This is a genomic window from Veillonella sp. T14073-2, from assembly GCF_002959875.1.
GTDB classification, from domain to species: Bacteria; Bacillota; Negativicutes; order Veillonellales; family Veillonellaceae; genus Veillonella; species Veillonella infantium.
In genome coordinates this window covers 599,543-619,503 of record NZ_PPDC01000006.1, presented here as the reverse complement: position 1 = coordinate 619,503, position 19,961 = coordinate 599,543, and the positions used below count along the sequence as shown (strand labels likewise).

Genomic DNA, 19,961 nt, shown 5'->3' with positions numbered 1-19,961 from the left:
AACCTTCCTATTATTTAGTTATATTTTCTCGAGCTGCTGTTACAAAGGCAGCAAATAAACGTTTTGCATTCTCGTCGTTTTCAGACATCATTTCTGGATGGAATTGGCAGGCTACTAACCAAGGATAGGAAGAATCTTCTAACGCTTCTACAGTACCATCCTTAGCTCTTGCTACCACTTGTAAACCTTTACCAACATGTTTTACTGTTTGATGATGGTGAGAATTTGTAATCCATGTGGAGCGGCCAATGGCACTAGCTAATTTAGATTCAAACTCAATGTCTACCGTATGCGTGCCAAGAGAAGGCGTTTGATTTTGGGAATGTTTAATCGTACAGTTTTCGTCATACTTCAAATCTTGGTATAGAGACCCGCCACGATATACATTTAAAATTTGGATGCCTCGACAGATACAAAAGATAGGAATTTGTTTTTCTTCTGCTGCTTTCAGTAAAGCAAAATCGAATTGATCTCGTTCTGGAAATACATCACCTAAACCTTGCAATGGTTCTTCACCATAATTAAGTGGGGATACATCGTGACCGCCAGATAATAATAAGGCATCTAGTTTTGATACTGTTTCGCGAGCCACATCAAGATTTTTAGTAAAAGGAATAATAACTGGAATGCCACCAGCTTCTTCGATGGAGCGTGGGTAGTCTTGGTTTACGTAAGAACGTAACAAATCTACATAGGCACCACTAGTATCTCGTAAGATATTACCAGATACACCAATAAATGGTTTTGTCATAATATCACCTCATATGTGTAAAATATTGTACAATTAGTATAATTTTAGTATATCAAATATTCGTGAATAAATAATACTACTATTGTAATTAATTATAAAACTTATACGTACTAAAATATGTTAAGAATGATACATTTTCTAAAATTCATATTGCTTTTGTAGGAAAATTATATACATATATGTTTTGTTAAAAACATGGTATGATAGATTACGAATAAACTGTACGGGAGGTTTACTATGGTTTTTCTTACATCCTTACAGAGCATCATACCTATTGTATTGCTAATCTCGCTAGGGTATATACTAAAAGGGCGAGGGATGTTTCACCCTATATTTAGTGGTAACCTATCTAGATTTATCATGTCTGTTGCGTTACCAGCCGGTGTATTCGTATCTGTATTGCATCATCTACATACATCGGATTTATGGGATCTTCGATATGGGATGCTAGCCGTTACATTAACTTATGTAATTGCGTATATCGTTGCTTTTATCATGATGAAAGCTCTGAAAGTACCTAGAGGTAGGCGTGGTATTTTTATCAATATGGTAGTAAATGATAACTGCTTATTTATTGGATTGCCAGTGCAAATCGCCCTCTTTGGTCAAGATGCGCTACCATATTTCTTGTTATATTATATCGGTAACACTATTTCAGTATGGATGGTAGGGGTATTCCTTATAGAATTAGATCCACTGCCTAATGCCGAATTAGGTTTTGATAATAGTAAAACGGATGGCATAAGTAATAGCACAGTAGATACAGAAACAAAGCGTAAGAAGTTTAAATTTGATTTGAAGAAGTTATTACCTCCACCATTGTTAGGGTTCTTTGTAGCATTGATATTCTTATTCTTTGAAATTCCTTTAGCACCAATTTTACATACTACATTGAATTACTTAGGTGATATGGTAACGCCATTATCATTGATTTATATTGGTATCGTACTTCATGATGCGGGCCTAAAAAGCATGAAGCTCAATAAAGATTCTATTGGCGGTATTATAGGTCGTTTTGTGATTTCACCGATTATCATGTTCTGTGTCATTATGGGATTGCAATATGGAGCAGGTATTGTCCTAGAACCAATAGCGATTATTACATTTGTTGTACAATCGGCAGGTCCCGTTATTGCAGTATTACCAATCGTAGCTAACGAAGCAAAATCTGATCTGCCCTTTGCTACAGGGCTTGTCATGATTAGTACTATATTATTTGTGGTAGCTATACCAATTATTATGGAAATTTTAACTATGATAGGAATAACGGCATAAAATGAGGAGAAGGTTCATTTCCTTCTCCTTATTTTTATGGTACAATGTATCCATAAGCAGGGCATAAATGGTTGGTAGCCAGCTCTCGCTTCTCGAAAATGTATTTAAAAAATAGGTTCCCAATAGTCACATAGGTGACTATTGGGAACCTATTTCATTTTGTAAGTATATTCACCTTATCTAAAGAATCTACCAATGAGCGGCATACCAGCACCATCGTTTTTATTAAGTCCTTTTAAAAGAACCATGATGATAACGTAGAGTAATAAGCCTTCGATACCTGTGAGTATGAAGTTAACCCACATTGGTAAGATATCTGTTAAGTAGTGGTAACTCAAGAAGATGAGGATACCCATAACACCGGCGCTGACCACGTTTTTCCAAAGTAAGGAAATATCGAGGAAGTAGCCTGTGTATTTTTTGATATAAATCAAGTTAAGCAATGCAGCAAAGCCAATATCAGCAACTGTTGCCCAAGCAGCACCGCCGATACCAAGCCATGGGATGGCCGTTAATGTCCAGTTAAGGATGACCTTGATTATTAGAGCAATACCCATATTAACTACTGGGATACGCGGCTTGTTGAGGCCTTGTAAGATACCTGTTGTTACTTGGTGCACACCGAGGAAGAAGATAGAGAACGCAGTAATTTGCGTTGCCAATTCTGCCTTAGGTGCATTATAAATCAAGGTTACTGTAGGTGCAGCGAGTACATATAATAGCACCGTAAATGGTACAGTTGCCATAAATGTTAGTCGCATAGAACCTGCAGTGCGGTCATAAATACCTTCTTGATCGCGTTTGGCAAAGGCATGAGAGATAGCTGGGACAATGCTTGTTGCAAGAGCCGCAGTAATAATAGTTGCCAAGTTGATGAGTGGCACCGCCATACCTGTAAGATAACCGAACAGTTCTGTTACTTCATTCATGGGGAAACCAGCATCTAAGAGTCGACGTGGTACGATGAGCAAATCGAGGTTGGCTGTTAATGGCAACATGATACTTGCTAAGGAAATTGGAATAGACAATGTTAAGAGTCGTGACAAAATTTCTTTAGCTGATTCACGAGGACCATCATAACTTTCACCAGTGCTACTTGCCTTAGGCAATTTGTAGTAATAGTACAAGAGCACTAGAAAGGCACCAAAGGCACCGACACCAGCACCTAAGCTAGCACCACCTGCAGCAGCTGGTAGACCATAAGGTAACAAGATAGCTGCGGCACCGAGCATGACGATAACACGTAACAGTTGTTCTACGATTTGGCTGACCGCCGTTGGCGTCATCATTTCATAGCCTTGGATATACCCACGGAAGCAGGAAATCCACGTTACAAAGAATACTGCCGGAGCGAGCGCGATGATAGAGTAGTAGGCACGGCTTTCAGCAATGAGACCACTAGAGATTAGCCAATCTGCACCAAAGTACATGGCAAGACTGGCGATAAAGCCTGTAATGGTTAACATTGTAAAAGATATATTGAATACTCTCTTAGCACCACCAAAGTCGTGTAAGGCTAATCGTTCTGCCGTCAAAATAGAGATGGCAATTGGCACACCTGCGCTCGAAATTTGTAATAGTAACAAATAGATAGGAAAGGCCATCTGGTAGATACCGATGCCTTCACCACCCAAGATGCGAGATAGAAGAATCCAGTTAATACTACCGATGGCTTTCACTACGAAACCGGCAATGGTTAAAATTAAGGTTCCTTTTAAAAATCCACTAGCCATTGATTATAGTTTATTGGAAGAACCTAATACATTTTTAATTTTGTGAGCTACCATGCCTTTAATAGCATCACGAGCAGGTCCTAAGTATTTACGAGGGTCAAATTCGGATGGATTTTGAGCCAAGTATTCACGTACAGATGCAGTCATTGCAAGGCGAAGGTCTGTATCAATGTTGATTTTGCAAACTGCCATTTGAGCTGCCTTGCGAAGCATTTCTTCTGGTACGCCTTGTGCACCAGGAATGTTGCCACCGAATTCGTTACATTTAGCTACGAATTCAGGCAATACGGAGGATGCGCCATGTAATACGATAGGGAAGTCAGGCAACAATTCGCCAACTTTTTTCAAACGGTCAAAGTCAAGGTAAGGGTCGCCTTTAAATTTGTAAGCACCGTGGCTAGTACCAATAGCAATTGCTAAGGAGTCTACGCCTGTAAGATGTACGAATTCAGCAGCTTGTTCTGGATCTGTGAAGCGAGCATCTGCATCAGATACGTTTACATCATCTTCAACGCCAGCCAAACGGCCTAGTTCTGCTTCTACTACAACGCCATGAGCGTGAGCATATTCAACAACTTGTTTAGTGATTTTTACGTTTTCATCGAAATCATGGTGAGATGCGTCGATCATAACGGATGTGAAACCACCGTCTACACAATCTTTACAAATCTCAAAGGAATCGCCGTGATCAAGGTGAAGAGCGATAGGTAAGTTGCTGTCTTCAAGAGCTGCTTCTACGAGTTTTACAAGGTAAATATGTTTAGCATATTTACGAGCACCTGCAGATACTTGCAAGATAAGAGGGGATTGTTCCTCTTTTGCAGCGTCTACGATACCTTGTACGATTTCCATGTTGTTTACATTGAAAGCGCCAACAGCATAGCCGCCTTCATAGGCTTTTTTGAACATTTCTGTAGTAGTAACTAATGGCATGTTGTCCTCCTTGGCCATAGGCCTGTCATATCATGTTATTAATACTGTGACTGCTAGTATTTCTAGCGCATATGAGCTAGATAAAAAACTAGTGTTATTGCAATCATATATCAATTCAAGTTAAGTATATCAAGAAACACTATAAAGGGCCAATATTTTTTGTATAACTTATGCATAAAATTCGTCAAATTTTATGGCCCATGTGGGTTAATTTTTATGTATTAGTGTTTATTTAGTAAATATTGATCACCTTAGTAGGTCAGTAATGCCTTCATATCCGATGGTATTGGTGCCTGTAGTTCTAACCATTCATCTGTCATGGGATGGTAAAAGCTAACGCGTGATGCATGGAGTGCTTGGCGTCCAATATAGTTTAAATGACCACCATATAAATCATCTCCCGCCAGAGGATATCCCAGTTGAGATAGATGGACCCGAATTTGATGGGTTCGCCCTGTATGTAACAAACATTGAACATGTGTGAAGTATTGGTCTCCCATATTTTGACTAATGGCATTACTACTAAGAACCGTTATATCTGTGTGAGCTGGTTTACCTTCGCTTGTACAACAACGCTCAATAATGCTACCTGGTTTACGTCCGATAGGCCACTGAATGCTTATAGAATTAGTAGGTAATTGACCTTCTACAATAGCATCGTAGTTTTTATGAAAATGAGTTCGCTTTTTATCAAACGCATGTTGTACTACAGAGGTTTTAGCGATGATAACAATGCCAGAGGTATCCTTATCCAATCGATGAACAGGGTGGAAATCATAATGCTGATTTGTTTCTTGGTAGTAATGTAGAACGCCATTTGCTAAGGTATGATCTCGTACCGTAGAGGTGGGATGCATAAGAACACCAGCTGCTTTGTTAATGACCAAAATATGCTCGTCTTCATAGACGATATCTAAATCCATAGGACTGAGGCTGAATTCCTGTTCTGGCGTTAATTTCATAACAAGATGATCGCCACCATGAACCAGAGTATTCCATGTAGCAGGCTCATCATTAACCGTTATGATGCCCTCGTTTCGTAAACGCCGCCTCATGCGCTGTGAAATATGTTGTTGTTTTATAATATGATTCATAGATTGTGTAAGTACATCAAAATCTACAATCAAGTCGATTATCGTTGCTGTTTTCATAGCTTTTATTATATCAAATAAATAGTAAATGAAGAATTTTTCATTATTTGTTGTATTTATATAGTCTCGTATAGTATAATCTTTATTAATGTATTTTATATATTTTTTATATGTAAGCATGTAAGCTTTTTATGGTACTGCAATTTCATTTTAGCAGTTCAATTTCTTTGAACCATATGTAGAGTTAATATGGTTTGCTTTGTAAAAGGAGAGGTTTATGAATCTTAACAAGAAATCCTTATTAGTCGCTTGTGTGTTGGCGGCTATGTCTACAAGTGCTTTCGCAGCATCTACAACAACATCTACTACTAGTACAACAGTGACGAACCAAGATACACCAACATCTACTAGTACACATGTGACTCGTGAGCAACATAGTTCTACTGTATCTACATTCAAAACAACGACTACAGAAAAATCTTCAAGCCGTTCTAGTAGTACTTCTGTAGGCGTAGGTGTAGGTATTGGCAGACTAGATACTTTTGTACCTATTTCTGGGGCTGTTAAAGAGCCACCAGCAGGTGTAAAAAAAGCTATGAAGGTATTAAAAGACGATTCCTTACTACAACAAGGTTATTTAGGGCTTGTAAAAGAAAAGGGTAAATGGGGTATCGTAGGTACTAATGGTCAAGTCGTACTCGCTCCAGCCTATAAATCCTTAGATGCATCTAGCAAGAAGGATGGTACTTTCTTTGTTGAAGAAGGTAAAAATAAAATTTCTCATATTAAAGCGGATGGCACTGTATTAGAATCTGGTAAAGAAGCACAAGAAGCTTTATATAGCAGCCTTAATGAGAAGAATACGGCTGTTAAAGAGTTAAATGACTTTGATCCTAAAACTGTTAGCCAAAGCTATCCAAGTGATTCTTATGTAGCTTTCACAGAAAAAGGTAAATTAGGATTTAAAGATGCTAATGGCAATGTAGTAATTCAGCCTCAATTTAAAGCATTACCTGATGTAGAAACTAAATTTAGTGAGGATCGTGCCTTTGTAAAAGCTAACGGCAAAGTGGTTGCTATCGATGGTAAAGGTACTGTACTGTTTAATGCTCCATCTAATGAAGTATATCCATATAAAAATGGTTTGGCTGAATTCCGCCGTAAGGTAAGTCACTTTGGTCTAGGTGGTATACTAGGTCTTGTAGGTATGGGCTACTTGTATAATCATGGTGGTGTATATCTTGAGGGCCTTGGTGGTCTTGTCGATGATGGCATGAAACGCGGTTATATTGATCGTAATGGTGCGATTGTAATCGATAGCAAGAACGATTATGTATACCCTATGGAAGAGCATGGCACTTTGGTTCGTAATGAAGGTAAATTAGGCTTCATGAATCGCCAAGGTCAATATGTTATTCAACCTGGTAACTATGAAGCTGGTACAATCGATGTAAACAACGTGTTGTTAACATTAAAAAATAAAGATACTAATAAATATGGTATTTTCGATATGGAAACAGGTAAACAAGAGGTACCGTTAAAATACGATACTATAGACTTTGTAGGTGAGCATGAAATGTCTGTTACTAACGATACAAATCGTTATGTAGTAGATATGGCTACTGGTCGCGTTATCTATAAAGGCGATAAATCTATGAACGTAAAAACGTTCCTTGGTGATACGTATACATGGGTATATAACAAAGACGGTAATTATAAGATTCTATCCCTTGATGGTACTGTGACAGAAACTCCAGTTATGAAAGATATTTCTGGTACTGGTAGCTTCTCTCATGGTTACAGCCCAGTAAAAATCAAAGGTAAATGGGGGATTATTAATTCTAAAGGTGAGTTAGTAGTTCAACCTTCTTACGATGAAATTACAATTTTATAATGATTATGTTAAGACTGTACTTGTAAGAGTGCAGTCTTTTTCTATTGTACGCCGAATAGGCATGACTAAACCCCCAGTTAAACTGGGGGTCGGTAAAAATTCTTAGAGAAAAGGAAAGAACCTCCTAGTGATAAAATGAAGTTGGTCTGGCAACCACAACATTTTAATATAGGAGGTTCAATGTCAATGAATGACGTAAAAAGCTTATCACATAGTAAATGGAGATGTAAATATCATATTGTTTTTGCTCCAAAGTATAGAAGGCAAATAATTTATGGTCGGATAAAAGCTGATGTAGGTAAAATTTTAAGAGATCTATGTAAGAGAAAAAATGTAGAGATAATAGAAGCGGAATGCTGCCCAGATCATATTCATATGGTAGTAACAATACCACCACATTTAAGCATATCGAGTTTTATGGGATATTTAAAAAGTAAAAGTAGCCTCATGATATTCGATAAACACGCAAATTTAAAATATAAGTATGGAAATAGACATTTCTGGTGTAGAGGATATTATGTGGATACGGTAGGACGATATGAAGGAGCGATAAAAGAGTATATTCGCAATCAATTACAAGAAGATATAGCGCAAGATACATTAAACTTTAAAGAGTATACTGACCCGTTTACGGGTGAGCCAGTAAAATAGGCAAAATAAAAGCCCCCGAGTAGGGGGCAGCCAGTGGTAATAGAGTGGTTGTCAGATCATTCAATGCCCTCTTTAGAGGGCCACCACTAGAGAAAGACCCTTATAGGGTCAGAGCAAACCACCCGTTCTACGGGTGGTTATGATTTAAAAAAATCGATTTACCTAGAAAATAAGCCTGTTATAAGGTATAATTATAGAGATATATTCCGATTTGGTGTAGGTTTACACTTTCACTTGGAATATGAGGATGATGAAAGTAATGCTATGAACCCCATGCCCAACGGGTTCAGGTGTAGGAGGTATAAAATGGCTAAAGATTGTTCCTTTGACGTTGTGTCCGAAGTGGATATGCAAGAGGTAGATAATGCGGTAAATCAAGCGAAAAAAGAGATTGGTACGCGTTATGATTTCCGTGGTTCTAAAGCGGAAATTAGTCTTGAAGGTGACACTATCAAAATCATCGGTGATGATGAATATAAATTGAATGCCATTATCGATGTTTTAAAAGGCAAAATGGTTAAACGTAACGTAGCGATTAAAAATCTTGATTACGGCAAAGTTGAACCAGCTGCTGGTGCTACAGTTCGCCAAATCATTACTATTAAAAAAGGCATTACAAAAGAAAATGCTAAAGAAGTAGTAAAAGCAATCAAAAACATGAAAATCAAGGTACAAGCATCTATCCAAGAGGATCAAGTGCGTGTATCTGGTAAGGATAAAGATGATTTGCAAGCAGTAATCCAAATGTTAAAACAATTGGATATCCCTGTAGAATTGCAATTCGTTAACTTCCGTTCCTAATAACATATGTCCATAAGATAGGGTTAGTTTGATTCATTGAAGTCGCTAACCCTATCGGTGTAGGAGGCCTTATGAAAGTAGAGGACATGAAGGGTGGCTATACCACAGGTTCATGTGCTACGGCAGGTATGAAAGCTGGTTTATTGGCCCTCTTAGATAAGAACATCGTGGACCAAGTGGTCATTGAAAATCCTCAAGGTCAGTATATTGAAGTGCCTATTAAAGCCGTAGAGGTTATATCCGATACAGAGGCTAAGGTGACCGTTATGAAAGATGGCGGCGATGATCCTGATGTAACCCATGGCAATGATGTAGAAACGACAGTAACCCTTGATGATACTGGTGAACTACGGTTCCGAGCGGGCTTTGGCGTTGGGACGGTGACTAAACCGGGCCTTGCTATGCCGCCAGGAGAACCGGCTATCAATCCAGGGCCTAGGGCGATGATGAAAATCGTCTTTGAAGAGCATTGTGTACATGGCCAAGGTGTAACAGTAACGGTGAGCGTACCAAATGGTATTGTATTAGCGAAGAAAACGTTAAATCATACCCTAGGTATCGAAGGTGGTATTTCCATTATCGGTACTACAGGTATCGTTAAGCCTATGAGTGAAGAAGGGTTCAAAAACTCGTTGGTGCCTCAGTTAAAAGTTATGAAAGCTAATGGTTGTGAAACGGCTGTTCTCGTGCCGGGCCGTATTGGTCAGGATCTGGCAGAGCAAGTACTGGGTATTCATAAGAACCAAATGGCAGAAACGAGTAACTTTATCGGCTTTATGCTGGAAAAGGCAGTTGAAATTGGCTTCAATCGTATCTTGATCATCGGTCATATTGGTAAGCTCATAAAATTAGCTAGTGGTAGTTTCCATACCCACAATCGCATGAGTGATGGCCGCATGGAAAGTATTGTGGCCTACGCTGCTTTAGAAGGGGCATCTCAAGCGGTGTGTGAAGAGTTATTTAATTGCCAAACCACAGAGTCTACGTTCCCTATTTTAGAACGAGAAGGACTGACTGGCGTATACCAACGTGTTGTAGATCGTGCATCTTTGCGTAGTGAGCGATATATTGCTAACGAAGCGGAGGTAGGTATCATTATTACCACCTTAAAAGGTGAGATTTTGGCAATGGATAAGCATGCAAAAGAGATAGGAGAGCTTGAACAATGGCACATACCTTGTATATCGTAGGCATTGGTCCAGGTAATCCTGATTATGTGGTGCCTAGAGGCCTTAATTTAATTAAACATGCCACTATATTGGTCGGTAGCGAACGGGCCCTAGAGGACTTTCAAGAGCCTGGCCAAATTACATACCCTGTAACAGGTAAGCTTAGTTTACTGGCTGAGCAAATTGAGCGTGAGCTCAACGACCATGATGTAGTAGTTATGGTAAGCGGTGATACAGGCTATTATAGCTTGTTACCGTATTTGAAAAAGAAATTTACTGCTAATCCTATTGAGGTTGTGCCAGGCATTAGTTCTATGACCTTTGCCTTTGCTCGACTCAATGAGGTGTGGCATGATGCGGATTTAATGAGCTTTCATGGTCGCCAACCGGCACCAGAGAAACTCGTATATGAAGCAGGTAAAAAGATGGGGTTCCTGACGGATCCTGAATATAATCCGGCGCATATTGCGCGTATTTTAATAGATGCAGGTTGGCCAAAAGAAACGAGAGCAGCGGCCCTTGAGCGCTTGAGCTATGATGATGAAAAAATCGTAGATTCCACGCTTGAGGTGTTAACTGAGCTTGAAGGCTTTGGTCATTCTGTAATGGTGGTACTAGGATGAGACATTTTTTCGGAATTCCTGATGACGAATTTATCCGTGGCGACGTGCCGATGACGAAATGCGAGATTCGCAAAGCTGTTATGAACGAGGCACGCATCGAAGAGGATAGCATCGTCCTTGACGTAGGTGCTGGTACGGGCTCGATTTCTATCGAAGCAGCCTTGGCAGCTCCTAAAGGGCATGTATATGCGATTGAACGCTTTGATAAAGGCATCGACCTTATCAATGAAAACATGAAGAAGTTCAATGTAAATAATATGACAGTGATTAAGTCCAAAGCTCCTGAAGGCATGGAAGAATTGCCTGACCTTGATGCGGTTATCATCGGCGGTAGTGCTGGTGGTATGACTGGCATCATGGACGAAGCACAACGTCTATTAAAAGTAGGCGGTCGTTTAGTAGTTACTGCGGTAACGATGGAAACTGGTTATACTATCTTAAAAGAATTGAAAGGTCGTCCTTTCACCTATGAAGGGTACCAAATGTCCATCAGTCGTTACCGCAAGGCGGGTCCCTATCATTTGTTAGACCCATTGAGTCCGATTTTCATTGTATCTGCAACGCGTATCGCAGAAGGAGAGTAATATGGTTGACGTACATATCGTAGGCGCAGGCCCTGGGGATCCCGAGTTAATTACTCGCAAAGGGTATCGTTTAGTGCAAGAGGCAGACGTTGTTATCTACGCTGGCTCCTTGGTAAACCCTGCCATTTTAGAGGCTTGTAAACCAAGCTGTGAAATCCATAACAGTGCGACTATGAACCTTGATGAGGTGTTGGCTGTTATGAAAGCTTCTGTTGAGGCTGGTAAAAGCGTAGTTCGCCTTCACACAGGTGACCCTGCTATTTACGGTGCTATTCAAGAGCAAATGGATGCACTGGCTGGCATGGGTATTTCTTATGAAGTCGTGCCAGGTGTAAGTTCTTTCCTTGCTACAGCGGCGGCTTTGAAACAAGAATATACACTACCTAATGTATCTCAAACAGTTATCATTACGCGCATGGAAGGCCGTACACCAATGCCTCCAAAGGAAAAATTGCGCATGTTAGCATCTCATGAAGCTACTATGTGTATTTTCCTTAGCGTTCAAATGTTAGATAAGGTTGTAGCTGAACTCATCGAGGGCGGTTACGACAAAACGACTCCAGTGGCTATCGTGGTAAAAGCGTCTTGGCCTGACCAACGCATTATCCGTGGCACATTGGAAACCATTGCGGACATCGTAGCAAAAGAAGGCGTATTGCGCCAAGCTATGATTGTAGTAAGCCATGTATTAGATAGTGAATACGAATTATCTAAGCTTTACGACAAAGGCTTTGCTCACATGTACCGCAGTGCTAAGGACTAGTATGATGAAAGAACTAGAAACTGTTGCGCCTTTGACGGGAGGCAAGAAGAATAGAACAGCTATTCTTTCTGTGTCTGAACGAGGTGCAAAGTTAGGTCAACGCATTAAGTCTTTGGTGGCACCTCATGCAGATTGCTTTGAAAAAGAAAACCGTCCATCTGGTGGTGAGGCTATCTATTTTGATTCCCTCAAAAACCATATTGGACAGATTTTCAAAGATTACGACCAAGTGTTATGTATTATGGCACTCGGTATCGTAGTGCGCATGATTGCACCATATATTGAGCATAAATCCAAGGATCCTGCTGTAGTCGTTATGGACGAAGTAGGACACCATGTGATTAGCTTGCTATCTGGTCACCTTGGGGGCGCCAACGAATGGACGCAGTCCATTTCGCTGGCCATCGATGCGGACCCAGTCATTACAACTGCAACGGATGTAAATGGATTGCCAGCGCCTGACGTGTTGGCGCGCCACGAGCATCTGTTGGTGGATGATTTCCAAACCTTGATCAATGTGAACTCTGCTATCGTTGGGGGAGAGCGCATTGATTATTATATCGATGCAAGCTTAGAGAATGCTGAGCATTTAGCGGAAGTTACAAAAGCTCATATTGGTGAACATGGTATGGTTCACGTTATTTCTTTAGATCAACTAGAGTCTATGCCATGTAAAAATGAAAGCTCTGAAGAGGGTGCTTCTCGGGTGGTCATTACGGACAAAGTAATTGCCGAGTATGGCCATCAATTGATTTTGCGTCCTCGTACCTATACGATGGGCATTGGCTGCCGAAGAGATACGCCGAAGGAATTAATTCTTGACGCCATACAACAGTCGCTGGCAGCGCATAAGCTTTCACCAAAGAGCCTTGTAACGGCAGCATCGGTCATTGTTAAACAAGATGAAGTAGGCCTCTTAGAGGCTATGCAAATTATGGGGTGGCCTATCGTGTTCTATACACAGCACGAGATGGCACCACTCATTGAAGAAGAAGAATTAAAAGAATCTAATTTTGTAAAAGGAACTATAGGAGTAGGAAACGTATGCGAGACAACGGCATTACTAGCGGCCAAGAGCCGAACATTAATACAGCACAAAACAATTTATCCCAAAACAACGGTAGCCATTGCACAGGTAACATCAAAGTAATCGGTATCGGCCCTGGCGATGAAGAGTTTATGACACCGCAAGCGCGCGAAGCTATCTTAGCGGCTGATCGCGTTGTAGGTTATTTGACATACCTCGACTTGATTAAAGACCTTATCGAAGGTAAAAAAACTGTAGGTACAGCGATGATGCAAGAAGTAGATCGTTGCCAACAAGCCGTTGATTTGGCGGTAGAAGGTCATCAAGTAGTTGTAGTATCCTCTGGTGACTCTGGCGTATACGGCATGGCAGGCCTCGTGTTAGAACTTGCTAACAAAGTACCAACAGAAAAACGCCCTTCCGTAGACATCGTACCTGGCCTTAGTGCTGTAAACGTAGCAGCATCTGTATTGGGTGCACCTTTGATGCATGACTTTGCAGTAATTTCCTTGAGCGACTTGATGACTCCATGGGATCTTATTAAAAAACGTGCTGACCTTTGTGCACAAGGCGATATGGTTATTTCCTTGTACAACCCACGTAGTAAAAAACGCGTTACTCACTTAGATGAAGTTCGCGAAATCGTTCTTAAATACCGCGACCCTAAAACACCTGTTGGGATCGTGCAAAAAGCAGGTCGTCCAGGTCAACAAATGGTAATTTCTGACCTTGAAAACTTCACTAATGAAGAAGTAGATATGCAAACACTTGTTATCATCGGTAACAGCCAAACCTATGTTGAAAATGGTCGCATGATTACACCTCGAGGCTACAAATTATGATTTGGGTCATTGCCGGTACTTTGGATGGTCGTACCTTAGCAGTAGAAATCCAAAAACGGACTGGTGAAGATGTGCTTGTTACGGTTGTTAGTCAATATGGTGCAGAGCTTGCTGCCCATAAAGGCATTACCGTACATACGGGCCGTCTTGACCAAGAGGCGATGCAAAACTTGATTAAAGAGCACAATGTACGACTCTTAATTGATGCAAGTCATCCGTATGCTGCTATTGTTACAGCTACGGCTCAAGATGCAGCAAAGGCTGAAGGTATACCTTTTGTTCGCTTTGAACGTAAAGAGGTACCATTACCAGAGTATGATAAATTACATATCGTAGTAGACGAAGTGGAAGCAGCTAACCTTGCTGGCCAATTAGCGAAGGACAATAACAGTCATGTGTATTTGACTACTGGTAGTAAAACAATGCACATCTTTGCCAAATCTGAAGCCTTGCAAGATTGCGAAGTATGGACACGAATTTTGCCAACTGCAGAGGTGTTACAAATGATGGAAGACCTCAATGTGAGTCCAAAGCGCATCGTTGCAGTGCAAGGTCCATTCTCTTACGATATGAATCGCATTATGTTCCACGATACAGAGGCTAGTGTTGTAGTTATGAAAAACTCTGGCCTTGTAGGTGGTGCTGATACAAAATTACAAGCAGCCATGGATCTTGGCATCCATGTTATTGTTATCGATCGTCCACGGGTTAAGATTGAAAGCCACGTGGTATCATCGAATGATGAATTTTTCAAATTATGGGAGGACACTAATGGATTACGTTAAAAATCCTAAAGAGATTGAAGATAAAAGTATGCAAATCATTTACGATTATGTGAAAGATTTAGGCTTAACCGATGATGAAGTACGTGTAGTATCCCGTACTGTACATGCTTCTGGTGACGTTGAATACGCTCAACTCGTAAGAATGAGCCCTGGTGCTGTTCAAAAGGGTATCGAAGCATTGGAAAATGGTGCTAATATCTACACTGATGTAGAAATGGTGCGCACAGGTATCTCTAAACCAGCTCTTAAAATTCGCGGTAATGAAGTACACTGCTTGATCAAAGACGAAAACGTAGCTAAAATGGCTAAAGAATTGGGTGTGACTCGCTCTATCGCGGCTATGCGTACATTTGGCAAACAATTAGAAGGCCAAATCGTTGCTATCGGTAATGCTCCAACAGCATTGTACGAAGTATTGCGTTTAGCTCTTGAAGAAGGCATTAAACCAGCTCTTATTATTGGTATCCCTGTAGGCTTCGTAGGTGCTGCAGAATCCAAAGACTATTTGATGGAAGTATCCCCAGTTCCTTACATCACTGTAAAAGGTAACAAAGGTGGTAGCCCAATCGCTGCTTCCGTATGTAATGCATTGCTTTACACAGACGTTAAACGCAATGACATGCTCTTCGTAGAAGGCAAAGAGTCTAAATAGTATATGACCCGAATCGTATGTTAGTAGTTTTGCGATTCGGGTTTTACTGTATATATTTTTCATGATAAGTTACTGATATATTGCAATATAATAGATTAGTTTTCTTGTAATATAGCTGATTTTTGAGATACCACCAGTTGAAAGTAATGCATTGGTCTTAAATATTATCTTTTTACAGATACTACCAGTTAAAAATAAATATTTTTAACTGGTAGTATCTCTATAATAGGTGGTACTAAGTCAAAAAATTAGTATTAAAAAAATAACTTATTCGATATATGACGGTATGGAGAGGGGGTTCGTATGGCATCAATTAATGAACGAAAAGCTTTTCGTTTATCAGTGATTTTTATCTTACTTATAGCCGTTATAGCTTGTATGATTATATCTCTTATTTGGGGTTCTACACCTGTATCGCTAGCAGAGATATGGAGAACGTTATGGGTTGATGAATTAACAGATACGGCTTCACAGATTATTTGGAATATTCGCTTGCCCCGTAATATTGTGGCTGCTTTGGTAGGGGCCTGTCTTGCAGTATCGGGGGCTATATTACAAGCGGTTATGAAAAACCCACTGGCGGATCCACAAATTGTAGGGGTATCCTCTGGTGCAGGTCTTGCCGGTGTTATCGTACTGATTTTGTTCCCAGGATACGATTACATCGTTCCTCTCGTAGCCTTCTTAGGTGCGATGGGGGCAGCTCTTATGGTATATGCACTGGCTTGGAAGAATGGAGTGCGACCTAGTCGCATCATCTTAGCTGGTGTAGCTGTGGCGGCCTTCTTAGGCTCTGGTATTTCTGCGCTTCTCGTATTTTACGGGGACCGCGTACAAGGTGCATTGCTTTGGATGGTCGGAGGCCTGTCGGCTCGTAGTTGGCCTCAAGTGGAGGTATTATTCCCATATGCCATGATTGGCCTTTTCCTAGCTTGCTTAGGGGCAAAACGACTTACCATTTTAAGCCTTGGTGATGAGACGGCCAAAGGTCTCGGTCTTAAGGTTGAACAGACTCGTTTTATGATGACTGCCGTAGCAGCTTTGTTGGCAGCGGGTGCCGTTAGTATAGCGGGCCTTATCGGCTTTGTCGGTCTTGTTATTCCTCATATGCTACGCCTTATTATCGGTAACGACTATGCGTATCTATTGCCCGGGTCTGCCCTATTAGGTGCTTTTGTTCTCGTTGTGAGCGATACGGTAGGGCGCGTTCTCATGAGTCCCATTGAAATTCCTGTAGGCATTATCATGGCCTTCTTTGGGGCGCCGTTCTTCTTGTACCTATTAAGGAGGGATAGCTGATGAGTACAAATAATTCTGCTATTGCTGTAAAACAGCTATCCGTTACCCTAGGAAATCGTCATATTTTACACGATATTTCAGTATCGATTCCAGTGGGAAAAGTTACGACCTTAATAGGGCCTAATGGATGTGGTAAAAGTACACTTTTACGTTCTATGATCGGTTATATTTCTAGTCCTAGTGAGTGCGTAACCATCTTTGATAAGCCATTATCCTCTTATTCACAAAATAAACTGGCTCGTCAAATGGCATTCTTACCACAAGTACCGAATATGCCAAAGGATATGACCGTAGAGGAGCTGGTGTACTGTGGTCGTTATCCGTACCAAAACTGGTGGAAGAATACGGCAAAAGAGGATAGAGAAATCGTAGATTATGCATTGTCTATTACGAAAACAGATCATCTTCGTCATCAACTGATACCATCTCTATCTGGTGGTGAGCGGCAACGGGTTTGGATTGCTATGGCATTAGCACAAGAGCCAAAACTCCTTGTATTAGATGAGCCAACAACCTATTTAGACATCAATCACCAACTTGAAATTATGGAACTTTTAAAACGCCTTAACAAAGAGCAAGGTTTAACAGTTCTCATGGTACTACACGACTTAACACAGGCGGTACAATACTCTGACTATATGGCTGTTATCAAAGCAGGTCACTTAATTGCCGCAGGGAACACAAAGGATATTACCTCGGATTCACTTTTTAAAGAGGTGTTCTCTGTAGACGTGCAAGTAGATAACTTTGACAATAAACCATATGTACGTGTGAAGGGTTTATTGTAGCTGTTGATTGATAACTAGTATTATAGTGGTAACAAACATTATGAAAAGCATGAAATGATAGTTATCAAAATATAAATAAGTTTGAATAATAGATACGAATAAAAAAAGGGGCTATAACTAGAATGTACTAAATGCATTCTGTTATAGTCCCTTTTTGGTTTTTAAAACGTTACGTCTATACCGTATGCTTCTTTTACTAAACGAGCCATAGCCTCAGGTGTTTGTAGACCTGGGTTTAATAGGAATAGTTTAGAAGGTAAATAAATAACGCGATTATTTTGTACTGCTTTCAAGTTAGCCCATGCAGGATTATCTGTCATGGCTTTTTTCATAGCTTTTGTAATTTCTTCTTCTTTACCCATTGTTACAATAAAGATAATGTCAGGATTATCTGCTGTTAATGTTTCTAAGGAGTAAGGTACTGTTTTATCCTTGGTTGTACCCTCTAGGTGGGAGGCAACAACATTTGTCATACCTAGTTCTTTTACCATAGATGCAGTCACTGCTTCATCAGTTTCGGCAGTTACACCTTTCCCTGTGGCACGTAACACGGCAACACGTGCAGGCTGTTGATTTTTAACTGCATCTTTTACCTTGGTGATATTGCTTTCATAGGTAGTAATAACAGATTTAGCCTTGTCTTGATGATTGGTTAATTCTCCAAGGAATGTTAACATTGGTACATTATCTTTAATACCATCGTAATCAAAAAGTACGGTTGGAATATTATTAGCTTGTAATTGGGATTCATATTTTTTATGTTGATTTACTAAACCCAATACCAAATCTGGTTTCAAGCCTAATAGTTGTTCCATGTTGATATTTGCAGTTTGACCAAGAGCGGGTAGAGCTTCTAATTCTGGGGGTAATTTATCAGTTGTATTGGCACGGCTAATGGCTTTACCATCGACAGCATAAAGCATAGATAAAACGGAATTAGATAATACAGCAATTTTTTGTGGATCCTTTGGTACTGTATAGGTTTGACCGTTATAGGTCAATTCCTTTGTAGTAGCAGAAGAGCTGGATGTGGATTTACCACACCCAGCTAGTGCTAGTACAATCATAACCAAAGCGATACTACCAAGTAGTAGTTTTTTCATGATGTACTCCTATGTACGTTTTTAACGATACAATTTAATTGTTAAGTAAATTATTTTTCTAATGCATCCCAAGCTTCGTTAGCACGTTCAACGAAGATATTACGGATATTTTGGTTTTCACCAAGGCCATGAAGGTATGTATCTACTTTGAAGCCGTCTTTTTCAAGGATGGATTTATGGGAATCTGGTTCATTGCCTGCCATGTCGTTATTAGCATGATCACCAGCTACCATCATGAATGGCATCAATGTAACATGTTTAATACCGTGCATTTTCAATTGAGGTACAACTTGTTCAAGATTTGGAGTACCTTCTACAGTGTAGATGTATACATTTTTCAAGCCAAGGGAATGGATACGATCTTGGATTACAGAGTAGTAAGCATTGGAAGGATCTGGAGTACCATGAGCCATGATAAGAAGTGCATCTTCTTTACCTAATTTAGGGAATTGAGATTGAACAGCTTTAATTGTTTGTACAACTTCATCAGTTTGACCTTCTTGACCCATCCAGTACATAAGTGGAGTACCAAGAGTCATTTTTTTGAAGTTATTTTTGTATAAGTTGTAAACAGCAACATCATAGTTATATTCCATACCAGGAATAACATCCAAGGATGTTAAAGCTACACGAGTGTAACCTTCAGCTTTTAATTGGTCTAACGCTTCTTCAGGTGTAGGATATGTAATACCTTCTTTTTGTTGGATACGATCACGGATGATATGACTAGTGAAAGCTGTTACTACTTTTGTGTTTGGATGAGCTGCTTTAATAGCATCTACAGTAGCATCAATAGTTTTAGCACGAGTATCTTTGTAAGTTGTACCAAAGCTCATAACAACGATGGCATCTTTATTTTGAAGATTTTGAAGTTCTTTAGTTTCATGTGTGCGAACACCAATAGTAGATGCTTCTTTCAATGCTGGTGTAGGATCTTTTACTTCTTCATTTAATTGGTATGCCGCGTGAGATACAACAGGTGCACCAACGGATACTGCTAGACCTAAAATGGCGGATGCTAATGCTAATTGTTTTTTCATTTTAATACTCCTATCCATAACTAAACTACAGTCTATGCAATAATCTTAGTAGTGTAGATAAACTAATATAAATAATTATAGATTTATAGACTACTATAGATTAATTGCATATATATAACCTTACGCCAATCGTAACAAAGGGAAATAGGGGTGTCAA

At 40.0% G+C, this 19,961-nt stretch carries 20 protein-coding genes; 14 read left to right on the top strand and 6 right to left on the bottom strand.

Annotated elements, in window-relative coordinates; all coding sequences use genetic code 11:
- Positions 1–10 precede the first annotated feature (10 nt).
- Positions 11–751, bottom strand: a complete 741-nt coding sequence (locus VCHSUH04_RS06475; RefSeq protein ID WP_105085842.1) for a gamma-glutamyl-gamma-aminobutyrate hydrolase family protein — start codon at positions 749–751, stop codon at positions 11–13.
- A 237-nt stretch (positions 752–988) separates the two neighbouring features.
- Between VCHSUH04_RS06475 and VCHSUH04_RS06470 the strand changes: the two genes are divergently transcribed.
- A complete protein-coding gene (locus tag VCHSUH04_RS06470; protein ID WP_105085841.1) occupies positions 989–2,026 on the top strand; it encodes an AEC family transporter in 1,038 nt (345 codons plus the stop codon).
- Between the two features lie 176 nt (positions 2,027–2,202).
- Here VCHSUH04_RS06470 and VCHSUH04_RS06465 read toward each other — a convergent pair whose 3' ends face one another.
- From VCHSUH04_RS06465 to VCHSUH04_RS06455, 3 genes are all read right to left on the bottom strand, one after another.
- A complete protein-coding gene (locus tag VCHSUH04_RS06465) occupies positions 2,203–3,759 on the bottom strand; it encodes a polysaccharide biosynthesis protein (RefSeq protein ID WP_105085840.1) in 1,557 nt (518 codons plus the stop codon).
- Between the two features lie 3 nt (positions 3,760–3,762).
- Entirely contained in the window at positions 3,763–4,692 is a 930-nt protein-coding gene (gene fba / locus VCHSUH04_RS06460) for a class II fructose-1,6-bisphosphate aldolase (protein WP_060924176.1), read from the bottom strand.
- A 251-nt stretch (positions 4,693–4,943) separates the two neighbouring features.
- Positions 4,944–5,843 (bottom strand): RluA family pseudouridine synthase, encoded by a 900-nt coding sequence (locus tag VCHSUH04_RS06455; RefSeq protein WP_105086012.1) that lies wholly within the window; start codon positions 5,841–5,843, stop codon positions 4,944–4,946.
- Between the two features lie 217 nt (positions 5,844–6,060).
- Here VCHSUH04_RS06455 and VCHSUH04_RS06450 point away from each other — a divergent pair, with 217 nt between their 5' ends.
- From VCHSUH04_RS06450 to VCHSUH04_RS06390, 13 genes are all read left to right on the top strand, one after another.
- Positions 6,061–7,677 (top strand): WG repeat-containing protein, encoded by a 1,617-nt coding sequence (locus VCHSUH04_RS06450; protein WP_105085839.1) that lies wholly within the window; start codon positions 6,061–6,063, stop codon positions 7,675–7,677.
- A 186-nt stretch (positions 7,678–7,863) separates the two neighbouring features.
- Positions 7,864–8,328: an IS200/IS605 family transposase gene (gene tnpA / locus VCHSUH04_RS06445; RefSeq protein WP_105085059.1), complete on the top strand. Its 465-nt coding sequence runs from the start codon at positions 7,864–7,866 to the stop codon at positions 8,326–8,328.
- A 306-nt stretch (positions 8,329–8,634) separates the two neighbouring features.
- Complete coding sequence (locus VCHSUH04_RS06440) at positions 8,635–9,129, top strand: YajQ family cyclic di-GMP-binding protein (RefSeq protein WP_004696277.1); 495 nt, start codon at positions 8,635–8,637, stop codon at positions 9,127–9,129.
- 71 nt (positions 9,130–9,200) lie between these two features.
- Positions 9,201–10,319 (top strand): cobalt-precorrin-5B (C(1))-methyltransferase CbiD, encoded by a 1,119-nt coding sequence (gene cbiD, locus VCHSUH04_RS06435; RefSeq protein ID WP_105085838.1) that lies wholly within the window; start codon positions 9,201–9,203, stop codon positions 10,317–10,319.
- Positions 10,295–10,921, top strand: a complete 627-nt coding sequence (gene cbiE, locus VCHSUH04_RS06430; RefSeq protein WP_105085837.1) for a precorrin-6y C5,15-methyltransferase (decarboxylating) subunit CbiE — start codon at positions 10,295–10,297, stop codon at positions 10,919–10,921. Before cbiD ends, cbiE begins: the two co-directional genes overlap by 25 nt.
- Positions 10,918–11,505 (top strand): precorrin-6Y C5,15-methyltransferase (decarboxylating) subunit CbiT, encoded by a 588-nt coding sequence (gene cbiT, locus VCHSUH04_RS06425; RefSeq protein WP_105085836.1) that lies wholly within the window; start codon positions 10,918–10,920, stop codon positions 11,503–11,505. Before cbiE ends, cbiT begins: the two co-directional genes overlap by 4 nt.
- 1 nt (position 11,506) lies before the next feature.
- A complete protein-coding gene (gene cobM, locus VCHSUH04_RS06420; RefSeq protein WP_009351723.1) occupies positions 11,507–12,268 on the top strand; it encodes a precorrin-4 C(11)-methyltransferase in 762 nt (253 codons plus the stop codon).
- A gap of 4 nt (positions 12,269–12,272) precedes the next feature.
- Positions 12,273–13,418 (top strand): cobalt-precorrin 5A hydrolase, encoded by a 1,146-nt coding sequence (locus tag VCHSUH04_RS06415; protein ID WP_199176441.1) that lies wholly within the window; start codon positions 12,273–12,275, stop codon positions 13,416–13,418.
- A gap of 29 nt (positions 13,419–13,447) precedes the next feature.
- Positions 13,448–14,137: a precorrin-3B C(17)-methyltransferase gene (gene cobJ, locus VCHSUH04_RS06410; RefSeq protein WP_233188323.1), complete on the top strand. Its 690-nt coding sequence runs from the start codon at positions 13,448–13,450 to the stop codon at positions 14,135–14,137.
- Positions 14,134–14,922 carry a precorrin-6A reductase gene (cobK, locus tag VCHSUH04_RS06405; protein WP_105085834.1) on the top strand — a complete coding sequence of 263 codons (789 nt, stop codon included), beginning with the start codon at positions 14,134–14,136 and terminating at the stop codon, positions 14,920–14,922. The genes cobJ and cobK overlap by 4 nt, the downstream gene beginning before the upstream one ends.
- Positions 14,909–15,574 (top strand): precorrin-8X methylmutase, encoded by a 666-nt coding sequence (locus tag VCHSUH04_RS06400; RefSeq protein ID WP_105085833.1) that lies wholly within the window; start codon positions 14,909–14,911, stop codon positions 15,572–15,574. The genes cobK and VCHSUH04_RS06400 overlap by 14 nt, the downstream gene beginning before the upstream one ends.
- A 303-nt stretch (positions 15,575–15,877) precedes the next feature.
- Entirely contained in the window at positions 15,878–16,873 is a 996-nt protein-coding gene (locus VCHSUH04_RS06395; RefSeq protein WP_105085832.1) for an iron ABC transporter permease, read from the top strand.
- Positions 16,873–17,661, top strand: a complete 789-nt coding sequence (locus VCHSUH04_RS06390; protein ID WP_105085831.1) for an ABC transporter ATP-binding protein — start codon at positions 16,873–16,875, stop codon at positions 17,659–17,661. Before VCHSUH04_RS06395 ends, VCHSUH04_RS06390 begins: the two co-directional genes overlap by 1 nt.
- Positions 17,662–17,822: 161 nt before the next feature.
- Here VCHSUH04_RS06390 and VCHSUH04_RS06385 read toward each other — a convergent pair whose 3' ends face one another.
- A complete protein-coding gene (locus VCHSUH04_RS06385; RefSeq protein ID WP_105085830.1) occupies positions 17,823–18,764 on the bottom strand; it encodes an ABC transporter substrate-binding protein in 942 nt (313 codons plus the stop codon).
- Between the two features lie 50 nt (positions 18,765–18,814).
- Complete coding sequence (locus VCHSUH04_RS06380) at positions 18,815–19,804, bottom strand: sirohydrochlorin cobaltochelatase (protein WP_105085829.1); 990 nt, start codon at positions 19,802–19,804, stop codon at positions 18,815–18,817.
- Between the last annotated feature and the right edge of the window lie 157 nt (positions 19,805–19,961).